Origin of the sequence: Chryseobacterium gallinarum, from assembly GCF_001021975.1 — a bacterium.
Taxonomy (GTDB): domain Bacteria; phylum Bacteroidota; class Bacteroidia; order Flavobacteriales; family Weeksellaceae; genus Chryseobacterium; species Chryseobacterium gallinarum.
Genome location: NZ_CP009928.1, coordinates 4190146 through 4204235, shown reverse-complemented (window position 1 = coordinate 4204235; position 14090 = coordinate 4190146). Strand labels below are relative to the sequence as shown.

Genomic DNA, 14090 nt, shown 5'->3' with positions numbered 1-14090 from the left:
CTTATATTTCCGTGTTCAGATCCCAGTTTTCAAGATAGTCGTGAACATGCTTCAGCATCATTCCTCCTAAGGATCCGTCAACTACTCTGTGATCATAAGAGTGAGACATGAACATTAAGTTTCTGATCGCGATTACGTCACCATCTTTGGTTTCAAGAACTGCAGGCTTTTTAACGATAGCCCCAATTGCTAAAATAGCCACCTGAGGCTGAGGAATAATTGGAGTTCCCATAAGGTTTCCGAAACTTCCTACGTTAGAAATTGTATAGGTTGCTCCCTGAGTATCTTCAGGTCTTAGTTTTTTATTTCTTGCCCGGTATGCCAGGTCATTAATGGCTTTTGCCAGTCCTGAAAGAGACAGCTGATCTGCATTTTTGATAACAGGAACAATAAGGTTACCATCCGGAAGGGCAGTAGCCATACCAATATTGATGTTTTTCTTCTTGATGATGTTTTCACCACTTACAGAAACGTTGATCATCGGGAAATCCTGAATTGCTTTCACTACCGCTTTTACAAAAATTGGCATGAAAGTCAGTTTTTCACCTTCACGTTTTTCGAAAATCGCTTTGTTTTTATTTCTCCATTTTACAACGTTGGTAACGTCTGTTTCAATGAAAGAAGTAACATGAGGAGCAATTTGCTTAGCTTTTACCATGTTTTCAGCGATGATCTTTCTCATTCTGTCCATAGGAATGATTTCGTCACCAGCACTTACCGGAACGGTAGCTGCAGGGGCTGAAACTGCTGGTTGCGGAGTAACAGCGGTTGGTGCAGGAGCCGCCTGTGGAGCAGGTTGGTTTCCTCTGTTGGAAACATATCCTAATATATCTTCCTTGGTAATTCTTCCTTCCAGACCACTTCCTTTGATAGATTTCAGCTCAGCTTCAGAAATATTTTCCTGTTGTGCAATAGATTTTACTAATGGAGATAAATAAAGATCTCCTGAGAATTCTGTCGTTGAAGTTGCTGCTGTTTTTAAAGGCTCTTCAATCGTTTTTAATGTTTCGGTATCCGGAGCAGCGGCTGTTGTTGTTTCTGATGATACTTCTTCTTCTGAAGCCGTTCCTTCACCTTCAATTTCTAAAATAGCAATCGGCTCACCTACTTTTGCAACTTCATCTTTTTGCTTTAAAATTTTTACAATTTTTCCCGAAACTGGTGTCGGTACATCTGAATCTACTTTATCTGTTGCAATTTCTACTACGGAATCATCTTCTTTAACATTATCACCTTCATTGAATAACCAAGTGATAATTGTCGCTTCCATAACCCCTTCTCCCATAGAAGGAAGCAATAATTTGTATTCTGCCATTTTTGATTTTTAGATTTTGACAAATATATAAAAAAAATCGGTTTTTTTATGAAATATATAATTTTAGGCAAATTCAATGTAAATATTCTCGCCTACATTCAATCCAAACAGGCTTTTTGCCCCGTTTTTCCTGCTTCCCTTATAGATGGTAAGTTCTAATAACTGACTGTCATTAAAGATTGCTGCAGACTGCCCATGGAATTCAGTCTCTCTTTCCCAGTCAGAAACCACTTCTGTGTGGCTGGAAAATACCCTGGAAAGAGTTAAATTCCTGAATTTTATCGTAAAACTATTATATCCTTTGCCGATATTTTCAAAGAAATCTTTGCTGATATTTGAGATTATATTTCCGAAATTATCAATATAGGTAACTTCCCCGATGATCATTCTTTCGGATTCATTATAAACCGGCTTAGGGAACATCAGCTGTTTGGCGGTATCTATTTTTCTTCCGATGACCTCCGGAAGTCCTCCATTGGCAAGATGTACAGCCGCAGGGACAAAAATATCCGTAGAAGTAAAATTGATAATGTCATCAAAACGGTTATTTAAGGTAATCTCATAGATCGCCTCGGGTTTGATGTCAAAAAATATAAGGCTTAAAATACCATTGTCGGCCGCCAGGAAATAAGATCCGTCCGCCTTGTAAAGGATATTTTTTCTTGATCTGTTATAAAAACTATCTACAGAAATGATATGAATGGTTCCTTTAGGGAAATATTTATAAGCATTTCGTACGATATAAGAAGTCTGTATGAGGTTGAATGCCTGGATATCGTGGGTTATATCAATAATATTAACCTCAGGGTTTAGAGACAGAATTTTGCCTTTTACAGCGGCTACTCTGTAATCTAAATTTCCGAAATCCGAAGTAAGGGTAATAATTGACATGAGCAATTTATAGAATAATGTAATATCGCAAAGTTATTTAAAATAAAAAGAAAGCCCGAAAGATTGTTGAAAAGAATTTGATATAAATTTGAAAAAAAACTTTAATTTTAAAATCTAAAAATAAAAATACTGCATGTTTGAATTAACATATGATTTGGAAGATATCGACGCTAAAATCTTCTATGGAGTTAATAACCAATATTTCAACTTAATAAAATCTACTTTTCCGACTCTTAAAATCACAGGGAGAGATCACTTTATCTTTGCGATGGGAAACCAGGAAGCTTTAGATATTCTGAAACAAAAACTGGATGATATTGTCCGTTTCATTTCTAAAAACAACTCAATAGGCCTGAAAGATGTTGAAAATATCCTGAATATTAAAGATGAAAATGAGAAACAACTGATTTTCGACCAGGATATTATTGTAAAAGGAGTAAACGGGAAAATAATCAAAGCCAAAACGACCAATCTGAAAAAACTGGTAAAGGAAACCGAGAAAAAAGATATGGTCTTTGCCATAGGTCCCGCAGGTACCGGGAAAACCTATACCAGTGTAGCCTTAGCTGCAAAAGCATTAAGAGATAAAGAGGTTAAAAGGATTATCCTGACAAGGCCGGCAGTAGAAGCAGGGGAAAGCCTTGGATTTTTACCCGGTGATCTTAAAGAAAAGCTGGACCCTTATTTACAACCTTTGTATGATGCCCTTCGCGACATGATTCCGCATGAAAAACTGGAAGGTTTTATGGAAAAGAAAGTTATAGAGGTGGCTCCGTTAGCTTTTATGAGAGGACGTACCCTTGATGATGCTTTTGTAATTCTTGATGAAGCACAGAATACGACTCATGCACAGATGAAAATGTTTTTAACCAGGATGGGGATGAATGCCAAGTTTATCATTACAGGGGATCCAAGTCAGATTGACCTGCCTAAAAACCAGCAATCCGGGCTGAAAGAAGCAATGAGAATCCTGAAAGGAGTCAATGAAATCGGTTTTGTACATCTTACAGAAGAAGATGTGGTAAGACACCCGGTAGTAAAGAAAATCATTCTGGCTTACAATGATGAAGAAAAAAGATTAAGAAATGACTGATTCTAGGATTAAAATTCTAGTAAAATCTTATTAATGTTTATTTTTTATATTAAAATTTGGTAATCTGGAAAAATTAATTAGTTTTGCTTTCCTAAAAATTAAAACTAATTAACAATGAAAAAACTTTTACTGATTGCAGCTGTAGCTGTTATGGGAATTACAGCCAATGCGCAGGAATTTAGATTTGGTCCGAAGGCAGGGTATTCATATTCTACCTTAAAAGCAAAAGGGGATGGACAGTCTGAAACTTCAGATCCGTTACATACCTTTTACATCGGAGGAATCGCCGAATATAAACTGAGTGATAAGTTTGCCCTTCAGGGAGAACTTTTATATTCACCATTAGGAGGAAAGGTAAAGATACAGGAAGCTGATCCCGATGATCCGACTACTTTTTTTAATTTCAAAGCCAAGCAGACTTTCCATACTTTATTGGTTCCTGTATCGGCTAAGTATTTTATTACTGAAGGGCTTTCTGTTTCTGCAGGAGTAAACGTAGGACTTATCCTTTCTGCGAAATCAAAGCTTTCTGCTGATCTGGGAATGGGCCCATTATTTGAATTTGATGCGGATAAAGAGGTGGATATCAAAGATCAGGTGAATACACTAAACCTCGCTCCTTTCCTTGGAGCTGAATACGCGCTGGAAAACGGATTGTTCTTTGATGCAAGATATAACCTCGGTGTTTCCAATCTTGCTAAAAATGCACAAGGAAATGAAAAACTGACGAACAGCTTTATTCAGGTGGGTGTCGGTTTTAAATTCGGAGGTAATTAATGAAGGATTTTAATACATAAACAAAAACAGGATTAATTTTAGTCCTGTTTTTTTTATTTTAAAGAACATGATTCATGAAAATTCTATCAATAAAGAAAATAATTAGTATTTTTGGGCGATAATTAAACAACTAAAAATGAAAAAACTGTTATTACTAGGTGCTTTTGCGCTTTTAGGAGGTGCTGCACAGGCGCAGGAAGGTTTTAAATTAGGTGGACATATTGGGGTACCGGTAGCTGATGCAAGTGATATCTCTTCATTTACATTAGGAGTGGATGCCGCTTATATGTGGAATATCACTAAAGGTCTTGATCTTGGTGTTACAACAGGATATTCTCATTTTTTCGGAAAAGATCATTTTGATGATTTCGGATTTATTCCCGTAGCAGTTTCCGGAAAATATAAATTTAAAGGTGCCCCTATCTTTGTAGGATTGGATCTTGGATATGGCATCTCTACTAAAGATGGTATAGACGGAGGTTTCTATGCACAACCCAAATTCGGATACCAGATGTCTAAAGGAGAATTGTATATAGGATACCAGTCTGTAAGTAACAGACGTGACTACGGTTGGTACAGAGACAGCTGGAATATAGGTGCTGTAAACTTAGGATATAACTTCTTTATCAAATAAGGATAGCTAAAAGATAACAGGACTCCGGCCGAAGGCCGGAGTTTTTTTATCATAAAATTTGAGCTCAGTAGAGCTGATTCCCGAACAGGCCAGCTTGTTTTATCCAGATATTATAATATTGATTGAATTTTAAGATTTAATATCCTTATTGTTAACGTTTTGTATCGTATATTTTCATTAAACAGATAAAAAAGGAAAAGGGTTGATAAAAATGAAGGATTGTACATTATAAGAATATTCCGCTCTTGTTAAATAAAAATTATTTTTTTATTCATAATATTGTGAAAAAGTCAAAATGTTTTATCGGATATAATTTATTTCTATAAATACCAATATTTAACAATGATATTAATCACATTAACAAATTTTAATATTAAAGGCTGCCTCTGTAAATTTGCTCCCAGAAAGTATTAAAATTTTTTAAAATGAAAAAAATATTATTAGCGGGTGCTGTTGCACTTTTTGGTTTATCAAACGCTCAAATTGCTAAAGGAACTACATATTTATCAGGACAAGTTGGTTATTCTCAAAAAGAAAACAACAATACAGATAAAAAAGTTGAAAGCTTCAAAATTCTTCCAACTGTAGGATATTTTGTAGATACTAACTTAGCAGTAGGTTTAGGTGTTGGTTACAAAAACGATAATGAAAAAGTAACAAAAACTACAGGAACTAATCCTTTAATGGTAACTGAAGGTAAAGTAACTGAATCTGCATTCGTTGTTGCTCCTTTCGTAAGAAAATATTGGACTTTAGCTGATAAATTATATATCTTCGGTCAATTAGAAGTTCCAATGGCATTTGGTCAAAACAAAGTTGAAGGAACTACTACAACTACAACAACTACTGCAGCTGGAACAACTACTACAACTTCATCTTCATCTGATAAAGCTAACTTCACTTCAATCGGTGTAAACATTAAGCCAGGTTTAGATTATTTCTTAAACAAAAACTGGACTATCGAAGCTACTATCGGTGAATTCGGATACAACACTTACAAGCAAAATGTTGACGGAGCTAAGAGAGTTAATGATTATAACTTCGGTTTAAACTTAACTTCTGTAACTTTCGGAGTTAAATATGTATTTTCAAAATAATAAATACAGCATATAGCAATAGAGCCCTGAGATTTTCTCAGGGCTTTTTTATTGAAAATAAAATGTTGTTTTAATATTTTATCATAATTAATTGTTCTTAATTAAATAAAATCATTGAAAACGACATGTTTTGTTTAAATATTTAACTTTTTATTATCTTTGCACCCGAAATTTTTAATATAATAATCATGAAAAAACTATTACTAGCTGGTGCTATCGCACTTTTTGGGTGGTCTAATGCTCAAATGACTAAGGGAGATTGGGTGATCAGTGGAAATACAGGCTTTGGCTTCAACAATGTTACTACAACCGTGAAAGTAGGAGGTCAATCCGCAGACGGCCCTAAAGTAAGTACGATCTCATTAACGCCTTCAGTAGGATATTTTGTAATTGATAAATTGGCTGTTGGTATTGACTTGGGGCTTACAAGTGCTACTACAAAATATCAAGGTGTAAAGGCTACTACAACGAGTTTCTCTGTAATGCCTACAGCTACTTATTACTTTGCTAATGAAAGTAAATTTGTTCCGTTTTTAGGAGCCGGAATTGGATATGCTTCAGTAAAAAACAAAGGAAATGTTACTCTTGGTGGAGTTTCCAGCTCTGATGAAAGTACCACTGATGGTCTGGCATGGAAAGTAAAAGGAGGAGTTACGTATATGGCAACACAGTCTTTAGGAATAAATTTAGGTGTTTCCTATGACCAGTTTTCTAATAAACAGACCTATTACGGAATGGATGTTAAAACGAATGTGAAAACTTTCGGAGTAAATGTTGGTTTCTCTTATTTTATCAAAGCTAAGGCTCAAAAATCTGATAAATAATCAAAACTGTTTAAAGATAGAAATAAAAAAAAATCCGACTCAATTTTGAGTCGGATTTTATATTTTGATTAGATGTTTCAGAATTATTTTCCAAACATTCCGCCCATTCCAGGCATGTTTGGCATCTTGCTCATCATCTGCATCATTTGCTTTCCTTGAGGTCCCTGCATCATCTTCATCATTTTACCCATCTGATCAAATTGTTTCATCAATTGATTCACATCTTCGATTTTTCTTCCCGCACCTTTTGCAATCCTGTTTTTCCTTTGCGTATTGATGATGGATGGTTTTCTTCTTTCTTCAGGAGTCATAGAGTAGATAATTGCTTCAATATGCTTAAACGCATCGTCACTAATCTCTACATCTTTAATGGCTTTTCCTACACCAGGAATCATCCCCATCAGATCCTTCATGTTACCCATTTTCTTAATCTGGTTGATCTGCTTCAGGAAGTCATCAAAACCAAATTCATTTTTAGCAATTTTCTTGTGAAGTTTTTTGGCTTCTTCTTCATCAAACTGCTCCTGAGCTCTTTCTACCAAGGAAACAACGTCCCCCATTCCCAGGATTCTGTCTGCCATCCTTTCCGGATAGAAAAGGTCTAAAGCTTCCATTTTTTCCCCTGTGGAGATAAATTTGATTGGCTTTTCAACTACAGAACGGATCGTTAATGCAGCACCCCCTCTTGTATCACCGTCTAATTTGGTAAGAACAACCCCGTCAAAGTTCAAAGCTTCGTTGAACGCCTTTGCCGTATTTACTGCATCCTGACCGGTCATAGAGTCTACCACAAAAAGGGTTTCCTGTGGCTTAATGAAATAATGTACGGATTTAATCTCGTTCATCATCTGCTCATCAATCGCCAGACGGCCGGCAGTATCCACGATTACGACATCATGGTGGTTGGCTTTTGCAAAATTGATAGCATTTTCAGCAATGGTAGAAGGATTTGTGGCTCCTTCTTCAGTATATACAGGAACATTAATTTGTCCTCCTAAAACCTTTAGCTGGTCAATCGCTGCAGGACGATAAACGTCACAAGCCACCAATAAAGGTTTCTTATTTCTTTTGGTTTGTAAATAATTGGCAAGTTTTCCGGAAAAAGTTGTCTTACCTGAACCCTGAAGACCTGCAATAAGGATTACCGTCGGTTTTCCTGAAAGATTAATACCTTCCTGAGAACCTCCCATTAAATCTACTAATTCATCATGAACAATTTTAGTCATTAATTGTCCCGGAGTCAGGGAAGTAAGAACATTTTGTCCTAAGGCTTTGTCCTGAACTCTCTTTGTAAGGTCTTTTGCAACTTTATAGTTAACGTCGGCATCTACTAATGCTCTGCGGATTTCCTTTACGGTTTCCGCCACATTGATTTCTGTAATTTTTCCACGTCCGGAAATATTATGTAATGCCTTGTCTAATTTATCCTGTAAACTATTAAACATATGTATTGTAAATTATAGGTTTGCAAAAATAAGGAATTTTTAGCATATCCAAAGGATGAATACACGTAATATTATATATAGAAAAACTCGTTGGGCATTTTGAGCCAAAAATTACAGTTCGGAGTAGGAAAGTCTGGTAATGGGTTGGAAGCTGGAAGAAAGAAGCTGGAAGTTACTTTCGGTTGTAAAGACTGACAGCTATTACATCATTAATTTTTGCCTCAAGATCGATAAAAAAGATGAATCGTTATTCTTTACGACCTTCATGACTCCCAGCTCCCAGTTCCCTGGCTTTAAAACTGCTTTATTCTGAACTGCCATTTAATATCAAAATGCACAACGGTTATATGGAAAAATGATAATTATCAAATCATAGGATAATACGATAGAAAAAGTCTATTTTTGCGATCAATTGAATAAACCATGTTTTATACATGGATGAAAATTTAACGAAAGAATGAAATCTAATCCTAATATTCTTGTTGTAGTCTTATTTTTCCTGACATTCCTGATTCATTTTTCTCTTTGGAAATTTGTTTTTCATCTGGATGAAATTGTCATTATTAAATTTTACCTTTTCCTGAGCGTTATGTTTATGATGATGATAACTTTGATTGTTTTGATCAATAGGGTTGCTCCTGAGTTTTTAGGGCTGTCTGTCATCGGATTGATCCTTTTAAAATTCGGTTTAATGTATTTAATCCGGAAAAAATTGAACTTTGAAGCCATTCCCGGCTATAAATTTCATTTTATCATGCCTTATTTTGTCCTGACAACGCTGCTTACGTACTATGCGATTAAGCTTATTAATCATGATAAAAAACAGTAAAATTATTTATTGAAACTAGAAAAAATATTATATTTTTGCACAACGAAAAAAACCTATCAATGTTTAAGAAATTCGCAGTTTTATTCTACAGTATTTTTGTATTAAACTTGGTGTCTGCACAGCATGGCGAGGCAACTGCTGGGGCGGCTCCTGCTCAAGAGCTTTCAGAGAAAGACAAAGTAAGTAAAGAAAACAAAGAATTCATCGATCATCACTTATTGGATGCGCATGATTTCACATTGATGGTTGACAAAGAAGGTCACCACATCGGTTTCCCTCTTCCTGTTATTTTTTATGATAACGGTTTCCATGCTTTCATGAGCAATAAAGAAGGTTTTATGCATGGTGAGCCGACTGAGGTGGATGGAGCTTATTACATGTTGCACCACGAAAAGATTTACAAGACTGATGCAGCAGGAACATTGCCTGTGGATGAAGCAGGTCATCCTACCGCTGAGAAAGTGCTGGATCTTTCTATTACGAAAAGTGTACTGATCATAATCTTGGTGTCAGTTTTCATGTTGGTATTGTTTACCGGAATGGCTAAGTCTTATAAAAAATCACCGGTTCCAAGTGGAGCTGCCAGATTCCTGGAGCCTTTGGTAATCTTTGTGAGAGATGAAATCGCTATTCCAAACATCGGACATAAGTATAAAAGATTTATCGGTTATTTATTAACAGTGTTTTTCTTTATTCTTTTCCTGAATGTTTTAGGATTAATGCCATTCGGAATCAATGTTACCGGTAATATTACCATGACTTTCTTCCTGGCTATCCTTACTTATCTGATTACTACATTCTCTGCCAATAAAGATTACTGGAAACATATCTTCTGGATGCCGGGAGTACCAGTGCCAATGAAGCTGATCATGCTTCCTATCGAATTATTAGGAACCATCACTAAGCCATTCGCATTGATGATCCGACTTTTTGCCAACATGACGGCAGGTCACATCGTCGTAATGAGTTTGATCGGGTTGATCTACGTATTCAAGAATGTTATTGCAGGGGTAGCATTCCCGTTCTTAACATTAGTCATTTATTTATTGGAAGTATTAGTAGCATTCCTACAGGCTTATATCTTCACGATGTTATCAGCTTTGTTTATCGGAATGGCGGTGCAGGAGCACGAGCATGAACACCACGCAGCTCACTAATCATTTGAATTAAAAAAAGTATTTAAACAAATTTTTTAAAATTATATATTATGGAAATCCCTAAAATTGTAGGTGCTGGTATCGTAGTACTAGGTGTAGGTATCGGTCTTGGTAAAATCGGAGCTGCTGCTCTTGAAGCTATCGCTAGACAACCTGAACAATCTGGAAAAATCCAAACAGCTATGCTTATCGCAGCTGCACTTGTAGAAGGTGTTGCGTTTGCTGCTCTATTCGCAGTAAACTAATTCAATCAGATCATTATCTGCAACGGTTGGTTGCAGGTAATGATTCTTTAAAAAAGTAATAATTATTTATACATTTATATAATGGAATTAATTCATCAGTTTTCATCAGGATTATTTATTATCCAGTCTGTTATCTTTCTAGCGTTATTATTTCTGTTAGGTAAATTCGCTTGGAAACCTATTTTAAAGTCTATTAACGACAGAGAAACTTCTATAGTTGACGCTCTTAATCAAGCTAAATTGGCTAGAAAAGAAATGGAAACTTTAAAAGAGGATAACGAAAGAATTATTCGTGAAGCTAAAATCGAAAGAGATGCTATCCTTAAAGAAGCTAGAGAAATTAAGGACAGAATCGTAGGAGAAGCCAAAGATGCTGCTAAAGCTGAAGGAGACAAAATGATCGAAGCTGCTAAGCAGACCATCACTGCTGAGAAGAATGCTGCCATGGCAGACATCAAAACCCAAATCGGTACTTTATCTGTGAACATTGCTGAATCTATCCTGAAGCAAAAACTAGATAACACTGAAGCTCAAAACGAATTAGTTCAAAATTATTTAAACAAATCAAACCTTAACTAAGAATGCTTACATCTAAAGTAGCTAAAAGATACGCACAAGGTTTACTTGACTTCACGAATGAAGCAGGGCAAACGGCTACTGTATTTTCTGAAATGAAAGATGTAGTGAAGGTAATGACTGAATCTAAAGATTTAAATAAGTTTTTCCTTACTCCTTACATCGATTCTAAAAAGAAAATAGAAGTAGCAAACGAAATATTCAAAGGTTTATCTGTTTCTACCCAAAATCTGATCACACTGGTGATTAAACACGGACGTGAAAACCAATTGAAAAATATCGCTCAGGAATTTATCAATAAAGTAGAAGACCTTAACGGTGTGCAGAGAGTAACGCTTACTACAGCAACTCCGCTTTCAAAAGAAAACCTTGACCAGATTTTAAGATCTACCAATCTTGTAAATACTGACTCAAACTTTGATCTGAAAGTAAATGTTAAGCCTGAAATCCTTGGAGGATATATTCTGAGAGTAGGAGACCAGCAGGTAGATGCATCTGTGAAGACCAAACTGAACCAAGTTAAAAAAGATTTTCAATTAAATTAAGAAAAACAACCATACAATGGCAGAAATAAATCCGGCAGAAGTATCTGCGATCTTAAAACAGCAATTGGCCAACTTCGACACTCAATCAAACGTTGAGGAAGTAGGTACAGTTTTAACCATCGGTGATGGTATTGCTCGTGTATACGGGTTAGAAAACGTACAATACGGAGAGTTGGTGAAATTTTCTAGTGATGTAGAAGGTATTGTACTTAACCTTGAAGAAGACAACGTGGGGGTTGCTTTATTAGGTGAAAGTAAATTAGTAAAAGAAGGGGATACAGTAAGAAGAACAAACAGAATCTCTTCTATCAAAGTAGGAGAAGGAATGTTAGGAAGAGTAGTAGATACTCTTGGTAACCCTATCGATGGTAAAGGTCCTATTACAGGGGATTTATACGAAATGCCACTGGAAAGAAAAGCTCCTGGGGTTATCTACAGACAGCCGGTAACTGAACCTTTGCAGTCAGGTATCGTGGCAATTGACTCTATGATTCCTGTAGGAAGAGGACAAAGAGAGCTTATCATCGGTGACAGACAAACAGGTAAAACAACTGTTGCGATCGATACGATCATCAACCAAAAAGAATTCTTTGATGCTGGTAAACCAGTATATTGTATATATGTAGCTATCGGTCAGAAAGCTTCTACTGTAGCACAAATCGTTAAAACTCTTTCTGATAAGGGAGCTTTGGCATATACGGTAATTGTTGCGGCTAACGCATCAGATCCGGTTCCGATGCAGGTATACTCTGCAATGGCAGGTGCTGCTATCGGTGAGTACTTCAGAGACACAGGTAGACCGGCATTGATCGTTTATGATGATTTATCTAAACAAGCTGTTGCTTACCGTGAGCTTTCCCTACTTTTAAGAAGACCACCGGGCCGTGAAGCTTACCCTGGAGACGTTTTCTATCTTCACTCAAGACTATTGGAAAGAGCTGCAAAAATCATTGCTGATGACGAAATTGCCAAGCAAATGAATGACTTACCAGAGTCTTTAAAGCCAATCGTAAAAGGTGGTGGATCATTAACGGCACTTCCAATCATCGAAACTCAGGCAGGTGACGTTTCTGCGTATATCCCAACTAACGTAATCTCTATTACAGATGGACAGATCTTCCTGGAGTCTGATCTATTCAACTCAGGGGTTCGTCCTGCGATTAACGTAGGTATCTCTGTATCAAGAGTAGGAGGTAATGCTCAGATCAAATCAATGAAAAAAGTATCTGGTACATTGAAACTTGACCAGGCTCAATATAAAGAATTAGAAGCGTTTGCCAAGTTCGGTTCTGACCTTGATGCTTCTACTTTAGCAGTAATCTCTAAAGGAGAAAGAAACGTGGAGCTTCTTAAGCAGCCGGTTAACTCTCCACTTCCGGTAGACAGCCAGGTAGCAATGATCTATGCGGGTACTGAGAACTTATTGAGAAACGTTCCATTGAACAAGATTAAAGAATTCCAACATGAGTACATCGAGTTCCTGAGATCTAAGCACCCTGATACAATGGCTGCGATCAAAGCTGGAAAAATCGATAATGATATTACAGGTGTTCTTAAGCAGGCAGCTAACGATTTAGCTTCTAAATACAACTAAAAAAATTCAATGTTTAAGGTTTAAAATATAGCGTTTTAAGCCTTAAACTTTAGACCTTAAACTTTGAACCCAAATTAATGGCAAACTTAAAAGAAATACGAGGCAGAATTACGTCAATTTCATCTACGATGCAGATTACACGTGCTATGAAAATGGTTTCCGCTGCGAAACTTAAAAAAGCACAGGATGCAATCGTAATGTTAAGACCATATTCTGAAAAATTACAGGAGCTTATCCAGAATGTAAATTCTAGCTCTGATCCTGATCAGATTTCTGTATATGCTCAGAAAAGAGAGGTTAAAAGAATACTTTTCATCGCTGTTACTTCAAACAGGGGTCTTGCGGGAGCTTTTAACTCTTCAATCGTAAAAGAGCTTAACCTTCAGTTTCAGAACAATTCTCAATATGAGATTGAAGTTCTTCCTGTAGGAAAAAAGGTATATGATGCAGTAAGAAAAAGCCGTACGGTATATGCCAATGGAAGCTCTGTGTACGATAACATGAACTTTGATACTGTTGCTCACATCGTTGAAGGAGTAATGACTAGTTTCACGGAAGGAAAATTTGACGAAGTTTATGTTATTTACAATAAATTCGTGAATGCAGCAACTCAGGAAGTAACAACAGAAAGAGTTCTTCCTATCTCAATGCCTGAAAATACAGAATCAGAAGTTGAAACAGATTATATCTTTGAGCCAAACAGAGCTGAGATTCTTGATAATTTGATTCCAAAATCTATCAAAACCCAGATTTTCAAAGCAATTTTAGACTCAATTGCATCAGAGCACGGAGCGAGAATGACTGCAATGCACAAAGCAACAGACAACGCCCAGGCTCTAAAGAATGATCTTGTGATCTTCTACAACAAAGCGAGACAGGCAGCAATTACCAACGAAATCCTGGAAATTGTTTCCGGAGCAGAAGCTTTGAAAAATTCGTAAGAATTATTTTAACATACCATCAAAAGCATCGATATTATCGGTGCTTTTTTTATGGTTAAAAGCTAAAACTCTCATTTATTGCCTTAAAATCTTCTTTAGGAATAGTTGGGGACAAAAGATATCGGAA

15 protein-coding genes are annotated in these 14090 nt (G+C 36.3%); 12 read left to right on the top strand and 3 right to left on the bottom strand.

The genetic code is table 11. The annotated features are described in order from the left end of the window. Position 1: 1 nt before the first annotated feature. Positions 2-1315, bottom strand: a complete 1314-nt coding sequence (locus OK18_RS18685) for a dihydrolipoamide acetyltransferase family protein (protein ID WP_053328985.1) — start codon at positions 1313-1315, stop codon at positions 2-4. A 63-nt stretch (positions 1316-1378) separates the two neighbouring features. Beyond that, positions 1379-2206, bottom strand: a complete 828-nt coding sequence (locus tag OK18_RS18680; RefSeq protein WP_050020824.1) for an SAM hydrolase/SAM-dependent halogenase family protein — start codon at positions 2204-2206, stop codon at positions 1379-1381. A 133-nt stretch (positions 2207-2339) separates the two neighbouring features. Here OK18_RS18680 and OK18_RS18675 point away from each other — a divergent pair, with 133 nt between their 5' ends. The 5 genes from OK18_RS18675 (at position 2340) to OK18_RS18655 (ending at position 6631) form a co-directional block, all read left to right on the top strand. Then, entirely contained in the window at positions 2340-3299 is a 960-nt protein-coding gene (locus OK18_RS18675) for a PhoH family protein (protein WP_053328984.1), read from the top strand. 114 nt (positions 3300-3413) lie between these two features. Continuing rightward, positions 3414-4076, top strand: coding sequence for a porin family protein (locus OK18_RS18670; protein WP_050020825.1), 663 nt, complete (start codon positions 3414-3416; stop codon positions 4074-4076). A 136-nt stretch (positions 4077-4212) separates the two neighbouring features. Continuing rightward, entirely contained in the window at positions 4213-4710 is a 498-nt protein-coding gene (locus tag OK18_RS18665) for a hypothetical protein (protein WP_050020826.1), read from the top strand. A 425-nt stretch (positions 4711-5135) separates the two neighbouring features. Further along, positions 5136-5807 (top strand): outer membrane beta-barrel protein, encoded by a 672-nt coding sequence (locus OK18_RS18660; protein ID WP_053328983.1) that lies wholly within the window; start codon positions 5136-5138, stop codon positions 5805-5807. A gap of 188 nt (positions 5808-5995) precedes the next feature. Next, on the top strand, positions 5996-6631 hold the full coding sequence (locus OK18_RS18655) for an outer membrane protein (RefSeq protein WP_053328982.1): 636 nt from the start codon (positions 5996-5998) through the stop codon (positions 6629-6631). Between the two features lie 83 nt (positions 6632-6714). Here OK18_RS18655 and ffh read toward each other — a convergent pair whose 3' ends face one another. After that, on the bottom strand, positions 6715-8076 hold the full coding sequence (gene ffh / locus OK18_RS18650; protein ID WP_050020829.1) for a signal recognition particle protein: 1362 nt from the start codon (positions 8074-8076) through the stop codon (positions 6715-6717). Between the two features lie 457 nt (positions 8077-8533). On the opposite strand from ffh, the gene OK18_RS18645 reads away from it, so the two are divergent. The 7 genes from OK18_RS18645 to atpG all read left to right on the top strand — a co-directional run bounded on the left by OK18_RS18645 (position 8534) and on the right by atpG (position 13963). After that, entirely contained in the window at positions 8534-8905 is a 372-nt protein-coding gene (locus OK18_RS18645; RefSeq protein WP_050020830.1) for a hypothetical protein, read from the top strand. A gap of 59 nt (positions 8906-8964) precedes the next feature. Continuing rightward, positions 8965-10062, top strand: coding sequence for a F0F1 ATP synthase subunit A (gene atpB, locus OK18_RS18640; RefSeq protein WP_050020831.1), 1098 nt, complete (start codon positions 8965-8967; stop codon positions 10060-10062). A gap of 50 nt (positions 10063-10112) precedes the next feature. Beyond that, positions 10113-10307 carry an ATP synthase F0 subunit C gene (gene atpE, locus OK18_RS18635; RefSeq protein WP_002979108.1) on the top strand — a complete coding sequence of 65 codons (195 nt, stop codon included), beginning with the start codon at positions 10113-10115 and terminating at the stop codon, positions 10305-10307. Between the two features lie 81 nt (positions 10308-10388). After that, positions 10389-10886: a F0F1 ATP synthase subunit B gene (locus OK18_RS18630; RefSeq protein WP_050020832.1), complete on the top strand. Its 498-nt coding sequence runs from the start codon at positions 10389-10391 to the stop codon at positions 10884-10886. Between the two features lie 2 nt (positions 10887-10888). Beyond that, positions 10889-11428, top strand: coding sequence for an ATP synthase F1 subunit delta (gene atpH / locus OK18_RS18625; RefSeq protein WP_050020833.1), 540 nt, complete (start codon positions 10889-10891; stop codon positions 11426-11428). Positions 11429-11444: 16 nt separating this feature from the next. Continuing rightward, on the top strand, positions 11445-13022 hold the full coding sequence (gene atpA / locus OK18_RS18620) for a F0F1 ATP synthase subunit alpha (RefSeq protein WP_050020834.1): 1578 nt from the start codon (positions 11445-11447) through the stop codon (positions 13020-13022). A gap of 77 nt (positions 13023-13099) precedes the next feature. After that, positions 13100-13963 (top strand): ATP synthase F1 subunit gamma, encoded by an 864-nt coding sequence (atpG, locus tag OK18_RS18615; RefSeq protein ID WP_050020835.1) that lies wholly within the window; start codon positions 13100-13102, stop codon positions 13961-13963. The last annotated feature ends 127 nt before the right edge of the window (positions 13964-14090 follow it).

Excerpts from the sequence above, each read along its gene's own strand:
- OK18_RS18630 (WP_050020832.1), top strand. The coding sequence starts at position 10,389 with ATGGAATTAATTCATCAGTTTTCATCAGGATTATTTATTATCCAGTCT.
- atpB (WP_050020831.1), top strand. The coding sequence starts at position 8,965 with ATGTTTAAGAAATTCGCAGTTTTATTCTACAGTATTTTTGTATTAAAC.
- OK18_RS18675 (WP_053328984.1), top strand. The coding sequence starts at position 2,340 with ATGTTTGAATTAACATATGATTTGGAAGATATCGACGCTAAAATCTTC.
- atpE (WP_002979108.1), top strand. The coding sequence starts at position 10,113 with ATGGAAATCCCTAAAATTGTAGGTGCTGGTATCGTAGTACTAGGTGTA.
- atpA (WP_050020834.1), top strand. The coding sequence starts at position 11,445 with ATGGCAGAAATAAATCCGGCAGAAGTATCTGCGATCTTAAAACAGCAA.
- OK18_RS18665 (WP_050020826.1), top strand. The coding sequence starts at position 4,213 with ATGAAAAAACTGTTATTACTAGGTGCTTTTGCGCTTTTAGGAGGTGCT.
- atpH (WP_050020833.1), top strand. The coding sequence starts at position 10,889 with ATGCTTACATCTAAAGTAGCTAAAAGATACGCACAAGGTTTACTTGAC.
- atpG (WP_050020835.1), top strand. The coding sequence starts at position 13,100 with ATGGCAAACTTAAAAGAAATACGAGGCAGAATTACGTCAATTTCATCT.
- OK18_RS18680 (WP_050020824.1), bottom strand. The coding sequence starts at position 2,206 with ATGTCAATTATTACCCTTACTTCGGATTTCGGAAATTTAGATTACAGA.
- OK18_RS18660 (WP_053328983.1), top strand. The coding sequence starts at position 5,136 with ATGAAAAAAATATTATTAGCGGGTGCTGTTGCACTTTTTGGTTTATCA.
- OK18_RS18685 (WP_053328985.1), bottom strand. The coding sequence starts at position 1,315 with ATGGCAGAATACAAATTATTGCTTCCTTCTATGGGAGAAGGGGTTATG.
- OK18_RS18670 (WP_050020825.1), top strand. The coding sequence starts at position 3,414 with ATGAAAAAACTTTTACTGATTGCAGCTGTAGCTGTTATGGGAATTACA.
- OK18_RS18645 (WP_050020830.1), top strand. The coding sequence starts at position 8,534 with ATGAAATCTAATCCTAATATTCTTGTTGTAGTCTTATTTTTCCTGACA.
- ffh (WP_050020829.1), bottom strand. The coding sequence starts at position 8,076 with ATGTTTAATAGTTTACAGGATAAATTAGACAAGGCATTACATAATATT.
- OK18_RS18655 (WP_053328982.1), top strand. The coding sequence starts at position 5,996 with ATGAAAAAACTATTACTAGCTGGTGCTATCGCACTTTTTGGGTGGTCT.